Origin of the sequence: Gimesia fumaroli (genome assembly GCF_007754425.1) — a bacterium.
Lineage (GTDB): Bacteria > Planctomycetota > Planctomycetia > Planctomycetales > Planctomycetaceae > Gimesia > Gimesia fumaroli.
The window spans coordinates 5,678,137-5,697,000 of the sequence record NZ_CP037452.1 but is presented as its reverse complement, the minus strand read 5'-3'; the positions used below and the strand labels follow the sequence as shown (position 1 = coordinate 5,697,000).

Annotated in this window: 14 protein-coding genes; 7 read left to right on the top strand and 7 right to left on the bottom strand. The window is 49.7% G+C overall.

Going from position 1 to position 18,864, the window contains the following annotated elements; genetic code table 11:
- Positions 1–20 precede the first annotated feature (20 nt).
- From Enr17x_RS21690 to nadD, 3 genes are all read right to left on the bottom strand, one after another.
- Positions 21–1,244, bottom strand: a complete 1,224-nt coding sequence (locus tag Enr17x_RS21690) for an outer membrane protein assembly factor BamB family protein (protein ID WP_145311786.1) — start codon at positions 1,242–1,244, stop codon at positions 21–23.
- Positions 1,232–2,431 carry an iron-containing alcohol dehydrogenase gene (locus tag Enr17x_RS21685; RefSeq protein WP_232100809.1) on the bottom strand — a complete coding sequence of 400 codons (1,200 nt, stop codon included), beginning with the start codon at positions 2,429–2,431 and terminating at the stop codon, positions 1,232–1,234. Before Enr17x_RS21685 ends, Enr17x_RS21690 begins: the two co-directional genes overlap by 13 nt.
- Before the next feature lie 362 nt (positions 2,432–2,793).
- Positions 2,794–3,396 carry a nicotinate-nucleotide adenylyltransferase gene (gene nadD, locus Enr17x_RS21680; RefSeq protein WP_145311785.1) on the bottom strand — a complete coding sequence of 201 codons (603 nt, stop codon included), beginning with the start codon at positions 3,394–3,396 and terminating at the stop codon, positions 2,794–2,796.
- A gap of 173 nt (positions 3,397–3,569) precedes the next feature.
- On the opposite strand from nadD, the gene priA reads away from it, so the two are divergent.
- The 3 genes from priA (at position 3,570) to Enr17x_RS21665 (ending at position 10,283) form a co-directional block, all read left to right on the top strand.
- Complete coding sequence (gene priA / locus Enr17x_RS21675; RefSeq protein ID WP_145311784.1) at positions 3,570–5,903, top strand: replication restart helicase PriA; 2,334 nt, start codon at positions 3,570–3,572, stop codon at positions 5,901–5,903.
- Between the two features lie 169 nt (positions 5,904–6,072).
- Positions 6,073–9,060, top strand: coding sequence for a PQQ-dependent sugar dehydrogenase (locus tag Enr17x_RS21670; protein WP_198000724.1), 2,988 nt, complete (start codon positions 6,073–6,075; stop codon positions 9,058–9,060).
- Positions 9,061–9,251: 191 nt separating this feature from the next.
- A complete protein-coding gene (locus Enr17x_RS21665) occupies positions 9,252–10,283 on the top strand; it encodes a hypothetical protein (RefSeq protein WP_145311782.1) in 1,032 nt (343 codons plus the stop codon).
- Positions 10,284–10,293: 10 nt separating this feature from the next.
- Here Enr17x_RS21665 and hemW read toward each other — a convergent pair whose 3' ends face one another.
- Complete coding sequence (gene hemW / locus Enr17x_RS21660) at positions 10,294–11,427, bottom strand: radical SAM family heme chaperone HemW (protein ID WP_232100808.1); 1,134 nt, start codon at positions 11,425–11,427, stop codon at positions 10,294–10,296.
- A gap of 41 nt (positions 11,428–11,468) precedes the next feature.
- Positions 11,469–12,986, bottom strand: coding sequence for a phosphohexomutase domain-containing protein (locus tag Enr17x_RS21655; RefSeq protein ID WP_198000723.1), 1,518 nt, complete (start codon positions 12,984–12,986; stop codon positions 11,469–11,471).
- Between the two features lie 111 nt (positions 12,987–13,097).
- Between Enr17x_RS21655 and holA the strand changes: the two genes are divergently transcribed.
- The 3 genes from holA to murJ all read left to right on the top strand — a co-directional run bounded on the left by holA (position 13,098) and on the right by murJ (position 16,471).
- Positions 13,098–14,114, top strand: coding sequence for a DNA polymerase III subunit delta (gene holA / locus Enr17x_RS21650; protein ID WP_145311779.1), 1,017 nt, complete (start codon positions 13,098–13,100; stop codon positions 14,112–14,114).
- Between the two features lie 233 nt (positions 14,115–14,347).
- Positions 14,348–14,770, top strand: coding sequence for a hypothetical protein (locus tag Enr17x_RS21645; RefSeq protein WP_145311778.1), 423 nt, complete (start codon positions 14,348–14,350; stop codon positions 14,768–14,770).
- A 15-nt stretch (positions 14,771–14,785) separates the two neighbouring features.
- Complete coding sequence (gene murJ / locus Enr17x_RS21640; RefSeq protein WP_145311777.1) at positions 14,786–16,471, top strand: murein biosynthesis integral membrane protein MurJ; 1,686 nt, start codon at positions 14,786–14,788, stop codon at positions 16,469–16,471.
- A 66-nt stretch (positions 16,472–16,537) separates the two neighbouring features.
- On the opposite strand, the gene Enr17x_RS21635 is transcribed toward murJ, so the two are convergent.
- A complete protein-coding gene (locus tag Enr17x_RS21635; protein ID WP_145311776.1) occupies positions 16,538–17,572 on the bottom strand; it encodes a DUF1559 domain-containing protein in 1,035 nt (344 codons plus the stop codon).
- A 386-nt stretch (positions 17,573–17,958) separates the two neighbouring features.
- On the opposite strand from Enr17x_RS21635, the gene hemP reads away from it, so the two are divergent.
- Positions 17,959–18,141: a hemin uptake protein HemP gene (gene hemP, locus Enr17x_RS21630; protein WP_145311775.1), complete on the top strand. Its 183-nt coding sequence runs from the start codon at positions 17,959–17,961 to the stop codon at positions 18,139–18,141.
- A gap of 67 nt (positions 18,142–18,208) precedes the next feature.
- Here the strand turns inward: hemP and Enr17x_RS21625 are convergent, their stop codons facing one another.
- Positions 18,209–18,775: a hypothetical protein gene (locus tag Enr17x_RS21625; protein WP_232100807.1), complete on the bottom strand. Its 567-nt coding sequence runs from the start codon at positions 18,773–18,775 to the stop codon at positions 18,209–18,211.
- Positions 18,776–18,864: the final 89 nt, after the last annotated feature.

The following is an 18,864-nucleotide window of genomic DNA, read 5'->3' as shown; positions in this document are numbered from 1 at the left end:
AATGTATGCTTCTTCTATTGTCACTTCTTTCCGAAACAATACAAGGCACCATTTCGGGATTCTGTGCCAATGATCAGATGTCCCGATCCAATTGCCGGGGAGGCGGTGATATCTTTTCCTAAATTCTTTTTCCAGAGTGTTTTACCAGTCTTTAAATCGAGCTCGTAGAGGTTACCGTCTGATGAGCCGACGAAGACACGATTGCCGAGAATGACAGGCGAGCTGTCAACGCGACCGCGTGTTCCAAATTTCCAGACCCCTTTACCGGTTTTCCGTTCGACGCAATGGATCTGTTTATCCCGACCCCCGGCGACGACATATTCGTCTGTGACGGCGGCGGAGGAATGGTAAGGAAATTCCTTCTTGGGATCTTTATACCGCCATTCCACTTTTTGTTTTTTCCAGTTGACCGAGATGATTTCGCTGGCGTAGGTGCCGACATAAAGGTTGTCGCCTACGAGTGCGGGTGAAGCAATCAGGTAGGTTTCCAGAGGCATCTGGCTGTGTTGTTTGCCGGTGTTGATATCGATGACGCGAAGCTGTTCGTCGCACCCGGTGACGAACGTGAAATTATCCACAATCGCGGGAGAGCAATTCACATAGCCATCGGTCATGAACTTCCAGGCCAGCGAACCATCTGCTTCATGAAGACAGTAAAGGTTATTATCGTAGCCGCCAAACAGCAGCTTTCCGTTGACGACATTGGCGCTGCTGATGATTTCGGCGTCGGTTTGAAAGGTCCAGAGTTTTTTCCCCGTCTTGCGGTCGATGGCGTGGAAGATGCCATCTTCATCGCCGAGGTAGACGCCTTTTTCAGTCACCAGCGGCGACGATTTGAAGCCGGGAGCGAACTCTTTGGGATCAGGATTCTCGATCGAACGATATTTCCAGACTGATCTTCCAGTTTTCAAATCTAGGCATTCGACATAGCCGTTCAAGCCCGCCATATAAACGTGGTCGCCGACAATGGCAGCGGTGGAGGCGATGCCGTCTGAGGAAGGGTGTTCCCAGAGGAGTTCGAGTTCGTCGGGAAGCGTGGTTTTCGAGACGCCTTGCTGCAGGTTGCCGTTGCGGAAGGAAAACCAGTTCTGTTTGTTGCTTTCCAGTTTGGAAGCAGCGAGTGTGGGTTGTGTGTCCGGTTTTTCAGCGGCGGGAAGAGGAATCAATAAACAGATACCGGCAAGCAGAACTGAAAAGAACGACAGGTAACGATGAGCAAATTCTCTATGTTTTAATACGCGCATTCGTACAATTCCCTTAAAGAGGATTGATCGACGGGACGGGGATTGAAGTTGCCTGTCCATTGCCGGGACGCTTCTTCTGCCAGTTGCTCTACGAGGCTGAGATCGACTTCGCACTCTGAGAGTGAGGTGGGGGCACCTGCCTGAGCGATGAGCGACTGAAGATGTTCAGCCAGTAAGCCGGCACCCGCGGGATCATGGGGAGCACACAAGCCGAGATCAGATGCCAGGAGGGAATAATGGTCGCCGACCAGTTCCGAGTTAAATCGAATGACATGGGGCAGCATGATGCCAACGGCAACGCCGTGCGTGAGGTTGAAATGTGCCGACAGCGGGTTGGCCAGGGCGTGGGTGGCACCGAGCATCGAGTTTTCGATGGCGGCACCAGCGAAGTGTGCGCCCAGTTGCATATTTCCACGCGCAATCAGATCGTCGGGAGTATCCAGAACTTTGGGAAAGCTGTTTGCCAGCAGAGTCCAGGCACGGCGGCTGAAGAGTTGCGAAATTTCGTTGCGCGGTTTTGTGACGAAGGTTTCAAGGGCATGACTCAAGGCGTCGATGCCTGTGACTTGAGTGACCGAGCGGGGCATTGTCAGTGTGAGTTCAGGATCGAGAATAGCAATGCGGCAGGCGGCTTTTTTATCGCCACAGGCCATCTTCATATGAGTTTCCGGATGTGCAATGACGGCGAACGATTGTGCTTCGCTGCCGGTGCCTGCGGTCGTCGGGACGGCGATCAGGGGGAGCATGGGTTGGGTTGCTTTGCCGACGCCCCAATAGTCTTCCATTTTTCCGCCATTGGTGAGCAGGAAATTGATTCCTTTGGCACAGTCCATACTGCTGCCTCCACCCAGTCCGACGATAAGGTCGATGGGATGATTGCGGGCGACCTGCAGTCCCCGATCGACATCTTCGGTGGTCGGGTTGGCGTGAACATCATCAAAAATCGTGATCTGGATGCCAGCTTTTTCCAGAGCCGTGACAGCACGGGCTTCATGGCCGGCGGCGGCGAGACCTTTATCAGTGACTAAGAAGACATGCTTCGCTCCCAGTTCCGCGGCGAGTTCTCCCAGACGGTCTAGAGTGCCTCCGCCGAAAACGATGCGTGTGCGGGGTGCGTAATCAAAGGCAGAAAGTGATGTTTGCTCTTCCTGATCGGTATTCGCTTTGGTTGAAGATTTCGAATCCATGACAACGATTATATTCCTTGCGATGTCTATCATGTTCATCAGGCTGAGCGATGATCAACGCTGATAGGTTTTATTCTTAACCCGTGTTCCAGCTTATTAAAGCGGATCGAAGTCGTTTGTTTTGTCTGGCGAGATTTTAAGGTAGGTTTTCGCTGGTGCGCATTATCAAACGCCGGTTCTCCATTCCCATTCTGTCTCCATTTAACACCAAAATTGTATTGCTGGCGTCGTTCGAAATAAACGCAGCGCGGGTCTCCCCTCTAATTCTGATCGAAACGGACGGGAATTTCCAGTAGTCCGCACTGATTTTATGAGATGTTGGGCGGTCTTAAGAGTTGTTGAAACCTTAATTTAGGGAAATCTTACTCTAAATACAGCCTGTTATTGTGGATATATACTTCGACAGAACGGGGGCTCATATACCGGACACTTTTTTTTTCGCGAATCCGTTTTCTGATATCAGTAGAGGAAATATCGATTCCCGGCATTGTAACCCAGAGGATTTTGGTGATGACGTCTTCGCCGAACTTTTGAGTGAGCTCGGTCAGATCTGGTAGACTAATGTTGGGGCGATTGACGCCAATCAGGGTCGCCAGTTCCAAAATCGCTTCGGGTTCGCGCCAGGTATGCAGATCGCGAACGGAGTCAGCACCCACGATTAGAAAGAATTCGTCATCGGGGTGGGTTTCTTTTAATTGACGCAGTGTTTCCACAGTATAGCTGGGGCCTTCACGGTGCAATTCGAGATCTTTGATCACAAACGTCGGGTTCCCTGCGATGGCGAAATCAAGCATTTCCCGTCTTTGCTTCCCGGATGAAATTCCAGTGCTCTCCTTGTGAGGCGGGCTTCCCGCTGGAATAAACCAGACTTCGTCCAGGTTTGCTTGCTCGCGACTTTGTTCTGCGAGCAGGAGATGCGCATGATGCACAGGGTCAAAAGTACCGCCAAAAATTCCAATACGCATCAGTAAATCATTTCTATCAAGTTCCCTGCAGACTCTTCTATGAAGAAAATGCGGCAGGGGGACATGAATCTTTTTTATCGAATTCTCGATAGTCGAGTTTGATTGTTGAGTTAATCACTCCAAAGAGTTACAAAGCGAGGTAACCATTTTCCCTAGTATATCCTGCAGACGATATGAGTAAACCGAAGCAACAGAGCCTATTTGAAGAAGAGGAACTTCCGGAAAACCCTATGCCCTGGGAACGGGAGTCCGCGCAGGATCTCTATCTGGCACAGATTGTATTGAATCGGCCCGTGGACCGGGTATTTCATTATCTGGTTCCTGAAAGTATGCGTGCGCTGCTTCGCGCAGGACATCGGGTTCAGGTCCCCTTCGGTCGTGGGAATCAGTTGAGCCCCGGGTATTGCGTGGGTGTGGGACCTGCTGAAGAAAATCAGCCGAGTATTCGTTTTAAGACGGTCGAGGCAATTCTGGACAGTCGCCCGCTGTTCGATGCCAAAATGCTGAAATTGACTCGCTGGATTGCAGATCGTTACTTATGCAGCTGGGGGCAGGTTCTGGAATGTGTGGTTCCCGCCGGGGTTAAGAATCAGGCGGGAACACGGATGGTGACGTTGTTTGAACTGGCTGCACCTTCACATCTGGCTGGGGACGACAGTGCCGCATTGATCGAAAAGCTTCCTGCTAAACAGCGTGCCGTCTTTGATGCACTGAAGTCTGCTGAAAAACCGCTGACGTTAGAAGAGCTGACTCAGTCAGCGGGCTGTGGTTCAGGGCCAGTTCAATCGCTCAAAAAGAAGTCACTGATTCGCAGTCATCAAAAACGGATGCAGCATTTTGAGAATGACGATGATGTTGTCCATGCTCACATTAAAAAAGAGGATGATTTGGAGCTTAATCCGGATCAGTGTCGGGCCCTGGATCAGATTTTGGAAGCGATCCGCGGGCAGCGGAGCGAAACGTTCGTGTTGCATGGCGTGACTGGGAGTGGAAAAACCGAGGTCTATATTCAGGCGATTCGCGAAGTCGTCAGTTATGGTCAACAGGCGATTGTGCTTGTGCCGGAAATCAGCCTGACGCCTCAGGCAATTCAGCGATTTCGATCTCGCTTTGATTCCGTAGCGGTTTTACACAGTCATTTGAGTGACAGTGATCGGCATTATCACTGGCAGAATATCGCCGCCGGTAAGGTCCAGGTGATTGTCGGGGCGCGGAGTGCTGTGTTTGCACCGGCGCCGCATCTGGGATTGATCATCATTGATGAAGAACACGAAACGTCATTCAAGCAGGAGACGGCCCCCCGTTATCATGCCCGGGAAGTCGCACGCAAGCGATCGGAACTGGAGAGCGTTCCATTGATTTTGGGGTCTGCAACGCCGACGTTGAATTCCTGGCTGCGGGTGATTGAGAAAAAAGATACCCTGATTTCGATGTCGAAGCGCGTGAACGATTTGCCGATGCCGAATGTGAATATTATTGATGTTCGCAATGACGTGCAGATCCGCCGAAACGATTCGATTGGACGTGTCTTGTTTACAGGAATGCAGCACGCGCTGGGCGCGGGGGGGCAGGTGATTCTGTTTTTGAATCTTCGTGGTTACTCGCCTGCACTCTGGTGTAAGGGATGCGGAAATTCGGTCAAGTGTCCGCATTGTGAAATCTCGTTAACCTGGCATCGGGATAAAAATCTTGCGGTCTGTCACAGTTGTGATTTTTCCGCCAAGCCTCCGACACACTGTCCCGGTTGTGGCGCTCCGGGCCTGCGGTTTGTCGGGACAGGGACACAACGGCTGGAAGAAGAAGTGAAAGCCAAGTTTCCCGGATATAAATGCCAGCGAATGGACAGTGATACCATGCGGGGCGTCGGCAGTCATGCGCGCGTGTTGAATGCGTTTGCTGCTGGGGAAGTCGATATTCTGCTGGGAACGCAGATGATTGCGAAAGGGCTGGACTTTCCGAATGTCACGCTGGTGGGTGTGGTCGATGCCGACACGATGCTGCATCAACCCGATTTATTTGCCTCAGAACGAACGTTCCAGCTTATTGCGCAGGTAGCAGGCCGGACAGGACGAGGCATGCAGGGGGGGCGTGTATTTGTGCAGACAGCGTCACCGACCGAACCGGCAATTCTCAAGGCGGCGGAACATGATTTTTTGAGCTTTGCCAAATATGAGATGGGACATCGCAAAGAGATGCTGGCACCTCCCTATTCACATTATGCCCGGGTGATTCTGCGGGGACCTCAGGAAGAGCATGTGCAGGAATTTGCCCGACAACTCTCTCAAATTCTGAGTGACGCGGCGGAAGAGAAGAAATTGAGTGTGCAAATTCTGGGGCCGGCCCCGGCTCCGATTATTCGACTCAAGAAGTATTTCCGGTATCACTTTCAGTTGGCGGCTGTCAATGTAGAAGAGATCTTACAACTTTGGCGCGAGGTAGACGGCAAGTTGCCGCGCGAAAAAGGAATCGAATATATTATCGACGTCGATCCGGTTAACATGCGATAACCTCTCGATCGCTGCAAGTTTCTGATTCGCGGATGGGGATCCTCGTTTCGCGATTGCAATCAGTGCAGAGACAGGTTTGAATAGTAGGATTGCCTGTGCTGATTATTTTATGTTGCTAGCAGAGTGCGTCGGCATGAGCTTACTTTACCCCTTGAGAGGAACTTACCACATGATCGCCGCCGATCAATTACTGCGTTTTCGATCATGGTTTCTGCTCCTCCTCATCGTGACTCTGCTGAAGCTGCATGGAGCTCATTTACAGGCACAAGAGCCGACGGGATCTACTTCAGGTATCACAAAACGGATTCCGTGGACGACATCAAAGATCAAAGGGACGCCTGATCCTGCTTTACCCTATGAGACCGAGCGGGCGTTTTCAAATCTCAAATTCAATCAGCCGTTGGCGATTGCGACTGCACCCGGGCAGAAGCGTTTTTTTGTTGCCGAGCGCAAAGGTAAGATCTTTTCTTTTCCCTTTGAAGATCAAAGTGTCTCGCAGGCAGATCTGTTTTTCGATCTTAAAGAGCGGGTCAGGGATCTGAATGAGATTTACGGTATCACGTTTCATCCCCAGTTTGAGAAGCAGCCTTTTGTTTATATCTGTTATGTGTTAAAGCCCGGTTTACCTGCCGGCACGCGTGTTTCCCGATTTAAAGTTCTGGATACGAATCCGCCCCGCTGTGACCCTGATTCAGAAGAGATTCTGATTGAATGGTTATCCGGCGGTCATAATGGTGGTTGCCTGCGATTTGGTCCTGATGGTTATCTCTATATTTCAACAGGCGACGGAGGGCCGGCTTCGCCTCCTGATATTCATAATGCCGGTCAGGATGTGAGCAATCTTTTATCCTGTGTTTTGCGGATTGACGTCGACCATCCTGGTAAAGAGTTGCCTTATTCGATTCCTTCGGACAATCCGTTTGTGAATCAACCGGGTGCGCGGCCTGAGATCTGGGCGTTTGGTTTTCGCAATCCCTGGAAAATGTGCTTTCATCCTGAGAATGGCGATTTGTGGGTCGGCGATGTGGGCTGGGAATTGTGGGAGTTGGTATTTCGCGTCGAGAAGGGCGGGAATTATGGCTGGAGTATTCGTGAAGGGCGACAGCCGGTGAAACCAGAGTTGAAGCCGGGACCGACGCCTATTCTACCGCCGACGGTTGAGCATTCGCATCGAGAAGCACGCTCGATTACAGGGGGCTACTTTTATCAGAGTCCCCGTTTGAAAGCGTTGAAAGACACCTACATTTACGGCGATTATTCAACAGGCAAACTCTGGGGGTTGCGTTACGCCGACAAACGCATCAACTGGCATCAGGAACTGGCGAACTCGACACTCAAGGTGACCGCGTTTGCTTTGGATGATGCAGGAGAGGTTTATATTGTTGATATCGAAGGGGGGGCTTTCCATCGTCTCGTTCCGATCAAAGAATCGGATCACAATCCGGAATTTCCGACTTTATTGAGCCAAACCGGTTTGTTCGAATCGACCGAAACACATCAGGTTGCACCGGGAGTGATTCCGTATTCTATTAATGCGCCCGCCTGGGCAGATCATGCGACAGCGGAACGGTTTGTCGCTTTGCCGGCTGACTCAAGCATTGACGTCGTGAAGAAAAGCATATGGAACTTCCCCAAAGACAGCGTTCTGATGAAAACGATTTCACTGGAGACGGAACGCGGCAATTCTGAATCATCACGCCGACTGGAAACTCAACTACTGCATTTCAATGGTGCCCGCTGGCTGGGTTACTCTTATCGCTGGAATGAAGATCAGACGGATGCAAAGCTGGTTTCCAGGGAAGGCGACAATCTCAAGTTGGAAGTCAGCTCTGAGGTTAATCCGAAGGAGCAGGTCAGCTATGACTGGCATATTCCCAGTCGCGCCGAATGTGCTGTGTGCCATACACCGTTTCAGAATCATCTTTCTGTACTGTCATTTGAAGCAGCACAGCTTAATCGAAATCAGAAGTATGGCGCGGTGATTGATAATCAACTTCGCGCTCTGGTGCAGGCTAAAGTACTGCCAGAATCAGTCTGGAACGAAGCAAAAGCATCCAAGACGCCGACGCTGGTTAATCCTTACAACACGTCGGCTGCATTGAATTCACGGGCGCGATCCTATTTGCATGCCAATTGCCGCCACTGTCATCGAAGTAACGGAGGCGGGGGTTCGACAATTGAGCTAGGTGCGTCATTTGATCGTACCGAGATGAAAGCGGTTGGGGTAAAGCCGACACAAGGAACGTTTGGGATCGCAGATGCCCGGGTGATTTCCCCCGGTGATCCATTTCGGTCTGTGCTGCTCTATCGAATGAGTAAGCTTGGAAAAGGCAGAATGCCTTACTCTGGTTCGTCTCTGGTTGATGTTAAGGCGACCCAATTGATTGGCGAATGGATTGAACGTCTGCCATCAAGTTCAGATGACAGTAGTTTTACGGTGTTACGATTGCGCAACCATCAGCGAAATCTGCTAGCCGATGCCGTTCAGATTGAAGATCAGGACTTCGTCGGTCAGAAGTTACAGGAAATTCTGGGAACGACCAGCGGTGCCTTGCTCTTACTGGATGCTCTGGAGCGTATGCCGATGTCGGATCAGATGAAAGATCAGATTGTTCAATTGGGGGCAAAAGACAAGAGCCCGCTGATCAGCGATTTATTTGAGCGGTTTCTTCCGGAGGATCAACGGGTTAAACGGCTGGGTTTAAAGATCGATCCAGTGGTGTTGTTATCAGTTCCGGGGGATGCGCGTGAAGGGAAAAAACTGTTTTTTGAAATGTCAGGACTGCAGTGTCGTAATTGTCATCGCGTGCATCAGTATGGAAAAGAGCTGGGGCCTGATCTGACTCAGATTGGGAAGAAACTCTCACAAGCCGAGCTACTGGAAAATATTATTCAGCCATCAAAAAAAATTGATGAGAAATACTATACTCACGTCGTGGAAACGCGATCCGGTAAGGTATATACCGGTCTGTTAGTCAAAAAAGATGAGACCGGCATTACATTAAAAGACAGCAAAAATGAATTGCAGCAGATTCCTCAAAACGAGATTGAAAGTGTTGTAGTTCAGAAAAAATCGATTATGCCGGAACAGTTATTCCGCGATCTGACTGCCGAACAGGCAGCTCATTTACTGGCATATCTAGAGTCTTTGAAATAACTTGAATGCAGACTGCTGCTGAGAGGGCTGAAACAGATAAAACAGTCTGGTTTTTGATGTGGAAATCCGTATAATTCAAGAAATTGCAGCTAAGTTCCCTCCTGAAGCGATCGCGCCCGATTTCTGGAAATTGAACTCTTCCCACCCGTTCATTCCTTATCATATAAAAAACTATTAATTTGAGTTGAAACATGGCAATCCAATTTAATTGTCCCTATTGCACATCGACATTGAAAGTGCCCGATTCCACAGCTGGCAAACAAGGCGACTGCCCGCGGTGTGGGACCAAACTGTTGATTCCGAATCCTACGAAGGTGGAAGTTTCGCCTGCCGCTTCCGGTGAGAATGTTGTGCCACCATCGCTATCTCAGGCCGTGACGCCCCCGGAAACGGGCGCGCAAAGCACCAACGATCAGGAATCTGGTGCTCCGCTCGTGTCTGTTGAATCACGGCCGATGAGCAGTATGACTTCGCAGTATCTTCGCAAACGTCGCAGATCGAATGCCGGAGGAGTATTATTATTCCTGTTGTTCTTTGGTCTGATGCTAGGAGTCGCTGGATATTTCTATTTTGCTTATGGTCCCAATCTGGAAGGAAATCTGGTAGCCGCCCGTTTCGATGCTGAAACTGCCAAGCTGGAACAACGATTGAAGTCAGCCTCGTTAGGTGTCTCTGAGGATGTTGTTCAAGCGGTCAATCAAAGCTTCAAGGATACTCCGCGGCGTGTTCAAAGTGATTTGATGGAAGTGCTGTTTTACGGTCCAGAGAAGGGGGGCTTATTCATCCGATTGAAAGCGGGCAGTAATACCGAACTGGTTCGTGTAGATCTGACCGGCGATCCTGCTTTAATGGATTACATCAGCAAGAACGGTGTGAAGTTGGATCAACCTCGAATCAGTGAATTTGAAACGAACCTCAACAAGTTTTACACAGAATGGTACCAGTTTCTTCAATCGGGAGGCGTGATGCCTGATCTGCTGTCTTACCGGAATAAAGTGGGTTTGAATTCTCTGATGGGAGGTTTGGGGTATCACATGGAAGCGCGTGTGAATAATAAAATATATCCCTGTGTGCATGATGATTTTCAGGGGGGACTCTATTTTCTCGTTCCCAGAGGAACGCTACAGTTTGAAATTCTGGGGCGTAAAATGGATCAAGGCTGGACGTTCTTTCCCGGAAAGTACCAGGTACAGGTAACACAGGAATATTCCACGACTCCTTGATCGTTTCGGTTTAAAGAAAGTCAACTACTACCGAGTCTGCCAGCAGGCAGCCGGCTTGCGTCAGACGAAGATGTGTCGCGGTTTCTTCGAGAAAACCGGCTTTGACATGCTTTTGAATGGCTGCGTGAGCGAGCGCATGGAGATCAAATCCATAGCGTGATGCGAACTCTGCGACATCAATTCCCACACGGCGGCGTAGCCCGAAGATAATCGCTTCCCGGGCCCGGTCTTCGGGAGAAAGTTGTTCCTGATCTGAGATGGGAGAATCTCCCGCCGCAATTCGTTTCAACCAGGTCACAACACTACGATAGTTCTGTCTGCGAATTCCATTCTGATAGCTGGCTGCACCCGGGCCAATACCGAAATAAGGATCTCCGGTCCAGTAGACTTCATTGTGCCGACATTCGTATCCGGGACGCGCGAAGTTGGAAATTTCATAATGTTTCAAACCTTCCGCATCCAGAAATTCCAACGCGAATTCATACATGGTTCCCGCCAGTTCTTCTTCAGGAAGTTCAAACAGGCCTGCTTTCTGTCGACTCCAGAACGTGGTTCCCTTTTCGATGGTCAGTCCATACGTTGAGAGATGCGGGATCTTCAACTGGACGGCGTTGGCAAGAGAAGTCTGCCAGTCTTTTAGACTCTGACTGGGGACAGCGAAGATGAGGTCCAGGCTTGTGTTTTCAATCCGAGACTGTAGTGATTCGACAATTTCAAAAATCTGTTCCGGCTGATGGTCGCGTTCCAGAAACGTGAGAATATCGGAATCAAATGATTGCACGCCGAGACTGACGCGATTTACTCCAACCTGTTTCAGAAAATCGATTTTTTCTTCTGTGAGATTCAGTGGATTGGCTTCGATGCTGAATTCCGAATCAGCGGCCAGCTGAAAGTGGGAAAAGATGGCGTTAAATAACCGTTGCAGTTGTTCAATGCTGAGGTGTGTTGGTGTGCCACCACCCAGGAACAGCGTTTGTAATTCGATCCCCTCGCCCACTTCTGCCAGCTGCTGTTCCATCGCCGCCAGATATTCTTCAATGAGATGATCTTTTTGCGCGACGAGCGTAAAGTCACAGTACCCGCAGCGATGCTGGCAGAACGGAACATGAATATAGGCCGAGGTGGGTGATTCCAGATTTAACACAAGCGTGGTTCCGCTGGCTGTGTCGATGTCTCTTTGAATAATTAGGAGAGGACTTCACTGAAGGGCGCATCACTGAAACTCAATGCAGCCAGAACATGAGCCAGAGTCAAAATCGCATCACAGGTGGGAACCGTTTCCCGAAACCAATGATATCCTGATTGACCTCCAGCGTAAACGGCCTGTTTTGTCTGCATTTGAAAATAGCCATCCGCCAGCGTGCCTGTGTGCGGGTGGACATTCCAGCCAGTCGGAAGGTCTGGCAATTGTGCCAGGCACTCTGCCTCTAAGATAAATGCTTTGCCGGTATGGTCTGCGGCGAGGGCATTCATCAGGAACTTCGAAATAAGATGTTGCGGAAGAAGCACGCCTGTTTCATCGAAAAAAGCGCAACGGCGGCTGTCGTCATCAATGAGCATTCCTAAATCGTATTCGCTTGACTCCAGGCATTCCTGCAGTTTAAGGACATCAGAATCCTGGGTGCTTAACAGGTTTCGTTTTTGATGGGGAATCTCGACCCAGGTGAGCTGGCAGGGGAGTTTTTCAAAGAGCTCATTGAGTGTTTCTCTGACGAGTCTCAATGAACAGGCAACGGCAATTCTCAAAGGCCGCAAGGCATGAAAGTGTTTATGGAATTGTGTCCGATAAGGTTCCATGGGATGAAAGGTTCTTTGCGAGCCAGGCTGCCGAGACGCTCGTCCAAATCCTCTGGTCGTGATTTCCTGAATTTTTTCCAGTCCGTGACCCGTAGAAACCGGTTGCGACTGTTCGAGCAGAAATTCGAGTCCCGTGTAAGAGGGGCCGCACTGTGAGCCGGTAACCATGATGGCCCCTTGGGCCTGCAGATGATTGGCGGCGTACGACAGGACTGCCGGTACCGTCAGTCCCAAGTCAATCACCCGGCAGCCGTTTCGCCGTAGTGCACTGGCGACGCCTGTGATGATATCCGGAGAGGAAGGTCGTTCGTCAAAACCGATGACAACACAAGGACCTCGACTTTTTTCCGGGCCAGGGTATTCAAGAGAGTGAAGTACTGTATTCTTTGGGGAGGCGATAGGCTCTTGAGGGGCGACTCCTTTAAGAGGCAGCTGTTCCCAGAGCAGGTTAGAAAAGGCACCCGCGATATGGGCTGCCTGGATTCGATTGATTTCGTTCAGATAAACGCCCCGGACCCCTTCTGCGGTAAACAGATTCTCTGGTGCGACGCGTTGCTTTTGTGTCTGCTGAAGTCGTTTGACGGTTTGGGGAGACAGATTGCCCGTTTCCGTGTTATGTGGACATGTGCGGCATTTCGGATAGAAGGCTGCCAGTCGCGAGAGGTGAATGGCTTTCGAAATCGGATAATCTTCGCCGGGACACTGAAAATAGACTTCTGCTGTCTGTAGGAGCACGGGGAGCCGCGGTTTGAGAGGAATCGCGGCCTGAGGTAGAATCTGCGTCTCGTCTTCCGGTTGATTACCGGCATGAGATTCGGATTTCAGTGAAATGGTTTTCGACTCCCGATGGATTTGTTTGTTGTATTTGCAGGATCGGCGGACAGCATCACTCGAAATTAACGGCAAAATTGAGTGTAATATCTAATAAGTGTCACCCCGAGGTGACTTTGGTTGAGAACGCTGTTTCGCGGCTCAATTTACGTTATCCCACTGTTTCTGGTCAATAAGAGTTCTTAAATGAGTCTGCATGTTACGGAATTCCTGCTGAATCCCGCTAAGAACGAGTTTGGTCCGATTGTGGTGCTGCACGGCGATGATCGCTACATGAAGCAGGAGGCGATTAAGGCAATCGAGCCGATTGTGCTGGGAGACGATGAAGACACCAGTATGACCCGTTTCGATGGAAAACGGCTTGAAAGAGAACTTCCCCCGTCAACTCTGTTTGATGAGTTGAAAACCGTTTCCATGTGGGGAGATAAGCGTCTGGTGATTGTCGACGAAGCGGAAAAATTTGTGTCCGCATTTCGAGGTAAATTGGAAAAATACCTGGAGGCACCGTCAAAAAGTTCATTGCTGATTCTGGATGTTAAATCGTGGAGTAAGGCGACGCGACTGGCAAAGCTGGTTGCCAAAATCGGCCTGGATCTGGAGTGTAAAGAGCTTAAGGGGGGGCAATTAGCAAAATGGATTACTGATACTGCTGGACAATTGCATCAGAAGCAGATCTCACGCGAGGCTGCCTTACTGCTGGTCGAAATGGTGGGAACCCATTGTGGACAAATACATCAGGAATTGGAAAAGCTAACCACATTTGTGGGAGAGCAGCCACGCATTTCTCCCGATGACATTCGTGCTGTTGTCGGCGGCTGGAAGGCAGAGACCACCTGGGCGATGACGGGGGCTGTGCGTGATGGCAATATTGGAGACGCACTCAAGTACCTGGATCATCTGCTGGTAGCTGGAGAAGCACCTCAAAAAATACTGGGGGGATTGACTTTCGTCTGGCGAAAATACTTCAAGGCCACACAGCTGGCAGTGCAGGGAACTCCATTAAAACAGGCATTAAAAGAGGCTGGCGTCTTTCCCCGAGATGTCGATTCTTCCGATCGCTATCTACGACGCTTGAGTCGTCAGCGGGCGGAAAAGATCAGTCACTGGTTGCTGGAAACCGATCTGAATCTGAAAGGAAACAGCCGTCTGGCGCCGCGATTGGAATTAGAGCGTCTGCTGTTTTTGCTTAGCGGAAAACCGTGAGTTCATTGTAAAGGTTCTGATACAAAAAACTTAAAGTGTGGACGTATCTTCATAAACATCCTTTCAAAATTCTTTATTTCTGCCCAGAATGAATCTTGCCTTGAATATCGTGCGGGGGTATAACTCAGCGTTAATAAGGTTTTTGCGAAACTCATTGGCACTGTTTGAACCTTGCAGTGATTGACTAAGTTTCGCTCATCTAATGGGATCTCAGACGCACATTGAGGTGAAGCATGTCGTCCGAACTCTTAGATCCAAGTAATGTCGCCAGCATCTATGAGGAAGCACCTCTGGAAGCTGATCGTCATAAATGGATCGAAAGTCAGAAGAATGGCTCTGACCTGGGCAATCTCGCGATCTCTGACTGGTATGCAAATCATTGGTACTATTTTTGTATCGGTAAGAAGATTGAGCACCTGCTGGGAAATCGATGCTGGCAGGAATTCAGCGAGACCCGCTTTGGTTTTTTAAAATCGCTCGCGCTTGAAAATGATCTATTAGCAGACCGTATTCTCGATCGAATCTTCTGGTTGCGAATGGAGAATCTGGATATCATTATCTGGGCTAGAGAGTGGAGTTTACCACTGGAGCGTGTGATTGATATTCTTGAACTGATCGATATCAACTCAGCACGTCTTGAACCAGTTTTGACCTGATTCAAAATGTGAATAATGGATGATTCCGCACCACCTTCGCTTTCGCAGGAAGAACAACCTCAGGTGGCTGCCGCTGATCATACGCGCGGACTTTTTTCAGGACTTCGCGTTGTCAGCCTGCTGACGTTGTTAAGTCGATTGCTGGGAATGGTTCGGGATATTGGTATGGCAACGTTGTTTGGCAACGGGCCGATCATGGATTCCTTCTCTGTCGCATTCAAGCTGCCGAATCTGATGCGACGTCTATTAGGAGAGGGAGCACTCTCGACTGCATTCCTCCCTACGTATATCCGGGAGCTGGAACAAAAAGGACGAGAGTCGTCGTGGAGACTGGTAACAGCGGTACTCTTCTGGTTGATGATCTTTTCCGTTCTGGTCGTCACAGCCGGCGAAACGCTGCTGATCATGCTGAGCAGTCTGGCTGAACCCGGTTCGGAAGCACAACTTTTGTATTGGTTGTCTGGTCTGTTATTGCCTTACCTGGTCTTGATTTGCCTGGCAGCACAGATTAATGCCACTCTGCATGCGCTGAATCATTTTTCGATTCCCGCACTGTTGCCCACAATTTTGAATCTGTTCTGGATGATGGGAATCTGGCTGATTGCACCATTCTTTCCGGATCCACAGACAAAGATCACCGCGATTTGTCTTTCTCTGCTAGCGGGTGGCGTTGTGCAATTGTTGCTGCCGTTATTGAAGTTATTTCGCCTGGGCTATCGTCCTCAACTGGAGTGGTCGAATGGATTCAGCCAAGTGAAAATCATTGCCGCCAGTATGGCTCCCATTGTTGTTGGACTGTCGATTACTCAATTCAATACCTTGATCGATAGTCTGTTGGCCTGGGGGCTAGCAAAGCCGGAAGGCATTTATGTTATGGACATTGAGGCAGGGCCTCACTTCTGGCAGATTTTTGAGTCAGGAACTGCTTCGGCGCTGTATTTTGGCCAGAGGATGTATCAGTTTCCGTTGGGCGTGTTTGGTGTTGCATTGGGGACGGTGCTTTATCCCCGGCTTTCCCGCCATGCAGAACGAAAAGAGGATCATTTATTGCGCCAGGATTTACTGTTGGGGCTGCGATTGGTCTTGGGCGTCGGTTTGCCAGCTAGTATGGGGCTGTTTTTAATGGCAGAACCGCTGTCGTCGCTTTTGTTTCAGTACGGTGATTTCGATGTGTTTGACGCCTTGCAAACAGCGGAAATGATTCGCTTTTACGGCATTGGAGTTTTTGCGATCATGGCAGTCCTGATTTTGAATCGTGGATTTTATGCCGTTGGTGATACCCGAACGCCGGTCAGGATTGGGGTTGTGATCGTGGTTTGTAACCTGCTGTTGAATCTGGTTTTCATCTGGTGGTTGAAGGGAAGAGGGCTCGCGTTGGCGACCTCTCTGTCAGCGATGATTCAATCGGTTCTCAGTCTCTGGCTAATCAGAGAAAAAGTCGGATCAATTGATCTTTCAAAGATCTTGCACACCTGTCTTCAGGCCAGCCTGGCGACGTTTATAATGTCAGCAGTGATCATGGTGGAATTGCAGGTGATTTCGTCCTCGGATCAATTTCTGACTCGTCTGATACGTGTCTTTATTCCCGTCGTTTCAGCAGTCGTCGTTTATCTGCTACTGGCTCGTTTGTTAGGGATGAGTGAAATCATGACACTGCTGCGCTTGGGTAAAAAAACAGTCGATGATCGACAGGAGACATAAAAAGCCCTCCGGTAAATCCAGAGGGCTTAATAAGCTTAGTTATGTCTGCTTGATAGATTTGCTGGTTTAGAATTCACCAATGACTTCGCCGCCACTGCGAGTGCTCAGAGCTCGGTAGGTTCCCAGGTCGATGTTTTCACTGAGGGAACGAACTGCACCGTCCATCAGGAGCGCATGTACGATACCAATGTGATAGCTGCGAGCAGTGACCGCGGCATAGGTCGGGCCACTACAGGTCTGCGCTTCCCGGCAGGATGTATAATCGCCGGCATCAAGTGCGCCATCGCTGGCGTTGGGAATCGCAAGTTTCGTATTTGGAGGCAGCGTGGACGTGAACCCGGTCTGGTGTACACGACCATCGACCCATTCAGTGTGACCGCTGTTCGGTTTATTATCAGTGCCAAATAACGGCACAACATCACTGGCAACACTAGGGATCGTGGGTGTGCCGCTACCCCCATCACGATTATAGGCGGTAAACGCCTTGACTTCTGCAAAACAAAGGGTGTTACTCATGCCGTCGGTGAAGTCGCGTGGCTTGGTTTTACTGTTGGGATAAAACGCACCATCGCCGCCGCTCAGGCTGGAATTGTTAAAGACGTGCCAGGTGCCGCCGTTGTATCCATAACTAACGGGATAGTGTACCGGAGCCCCTCCTGAAGTGCGGATTCTGTCATTGACTTCACTGGGGCACATAAAGAAGGGGGTGCGTGTGTAAGCAATGCTGGGGTCACTCTGACCGCTGTAGGTTGTCGTGAAATCAATATTATTGTAGAGGTTGGCTCCATCAGCGAAGGGGAGTATGCGGGCATGGATGGACCACTGACCTCCGGATGTATAACCACTCGAACCATTAGGGCCGACACAAAAAGCAGGAGGGAATGCCGAATGAGCGCTCAAGTAGTTGTGTAACGCCAATCCGATCTGCTTCAGATTGTTTTTGCATTGACTGCGACGTGCTGCTTCACGCGCCTGTTGTACGGCAGGTAAGAGCAAAGCGATCAGAATCGCGATAATGGCGATGACCACCAGCAGCTCAATCAGAGTAAAACCATGTTTGCGTTTGCCGGGTTTCCGGCAGTGTAGAAAATGTTGCCCCATTTCTTTTCTTTCTTCTAAAAAAGATCGTGGCAACGTGCTGTTCAACAACTGGTTTTGCAACGTGCAAACAAACACTACAGGTGTCTGGGTGAGTAAGCCGTCTTGCCGATAAATCACGAATTAGTATGAGACTTGATAACGAGTCTTTGTTGACATTGAGTCTCAGGATCATTATATTAGCCATCAGTTTCATCACGTGCAAGCAAGACAGGCCTGTTTTTCGCAATAATTGATGCGATAAATAAGTCCTGTAGAGTAGGACTCTCATTGTGGTTCATGATGGTGCGAACTTATGTATATCGCATTTCAATTGGTGGTCTTGAAGTCTGCCAGGGGCGTATTGAATTGCATTTTGAATTCTCTGTCTATCTGGTATCCAAGAAATTATGAGCGAACAAAGTGATGTAGAACGCCAGGCTCCGGCGTCCGCCCCCAAAGAAGAAGCACCTGCAGAAGTAATCTGCTCAGATACGATCCTGAAGGGAAATCAGGAAGTGTTGATTCAACACGGCGAGACTACTTATCGTTTGAGGATCACCCAAAATGGCAAATTGATTCTATGTAAGTAGAACTCGTGTCCTGTTAAGAAAAAGTGGCTTCTGTGAGAGACTTTAAGCCTCTCACAGGAGATTGCCCTTAATTTGAAAAGGCAATCTGCAGGCTATCCAGAATGTCCTGCTCCAGTGCTGGGTCGCGTCCAAGAGGAAGCCAGCCAGGAGTGTCACTACGCTGTTTGACCAGATTCAAATCGCGTCGTAAGCTCAAATCCTGTAGAAAAGTGGCTCCGCCAGGGGCGCTCGAGGTCTGAGTCGGTACATCTTCAATTTCTTTGAAGGCTTCCACACCCAGCAGGTAGCCTCCTTCTACGGGCGTGACACTGACAAAGACACGGCGCCGAATTGATTGCAGGCTGCTTTCCAGTCGATTGTCAAAACCGACGGAATCACCGTGCCAGGGCTCCAGCAGGTTGGCCCCGACTTTATAATCGGTCTCAATTCGGCCATCCAGCTTATTTTCGCGGGCAATCGCGAATTTGTAGTTGTGAATCGTATCCACAACTCGCTCCCAGACCACATCCTGATTCGTACCCGAAATTTGAATTGGATTTGACAGCGCCGCAGTAGGCGCAGCCTGAAATCCACCTGACGCACAGCCAGTACATAGCACACATAACATGATGAAATTGATAAGGTTACGAATCATTACCGGTTGCCGTCACTCAGACTGCTTTGCAGTAAATCAATGCCTGGACAGGCGAAATCAGAGTGTTTACTCCGTTGTTTTTATTCGAC

Coding starts and splice junctions, on each gene's coding strand:
- Enr17x_RS21690 (WP_145311786.1), bottom strand. CDS start 1,244: ATGCGCGTATTAAAACATAGAGAATTTGCTCATCGTTACCTGTCGTTC.
- Enr17x_RS21685 (WP_232100809.1), bottom strand. CDS start 2,431: ATGGATTCGAAATCTTCAACCAAAGCGAATACCGATCAGGAAGAGCAA.
- nadD (WP_145311785.1), bottom strand. CDS start 3,396: ATGCGTATTGGAATTTTTGGCGGTACTTTTGACCCTGTGCATCATGCG.
- priA (WP_145311784.1), top strand. CDS start 3,570: ATGAGTAAACCGAAGCAACAGAGCCTATTTGAAGAAGAGGAACTTCCG.
- Enr17x_RS21670 (WP_198000724.1), top strand. CDS start 6,073: ATGATCGCCGCCGATCAATTACTGCGTTTTCGATCATGGTTTCTGCTC.
- Enr17x_RS21665 (WP_145311782.1), top strand. CDS start 9,252: ATGGCAATCCAATTTAATTGTCCCTATTGCACATCGACATTGAAAGTG.
- holA (WP_145311779.1), top strand. CDS start 13,098: ATGAGTCTGCATGTTACGGAATTCCTGCTGAATCCCGCTAAGAACGAG.
- Enr17x_RS21645 (WP_145311778.1), top strand. CDS start 14,348: ATGTCGTCCGAACTCTTAGATCCAAGTAATGTCGCCAGCATCTATGAG.
- murJ (WP_145311777.1), top strand. CDS start 14,786: ATGGATGATTCCGCACCACCTTCGCTTTCGCAGGAAGAACAACCTCAG.
- Enr17x_RS21635 (WP_145311776.1), bottom strand. CDS start 17,572: ATGGGGCAACATTTTCTACACTGCCGGAAACCCGGCAAACGCAAACAT.
- hemP (WP_145311775.1), top strand. CDS start 17,959: ATGAGCGAACAAAGTGATGTAGAACGCCAGGCTCCGGCGTCCGCCCCC.
- Enr17x_RS21625 (WP_232100807.1), bottom strand. CDS start 18,775: ATGATTCGTAACCTTATCAATTTCATCATGTTATGTGTGCTATGTACT.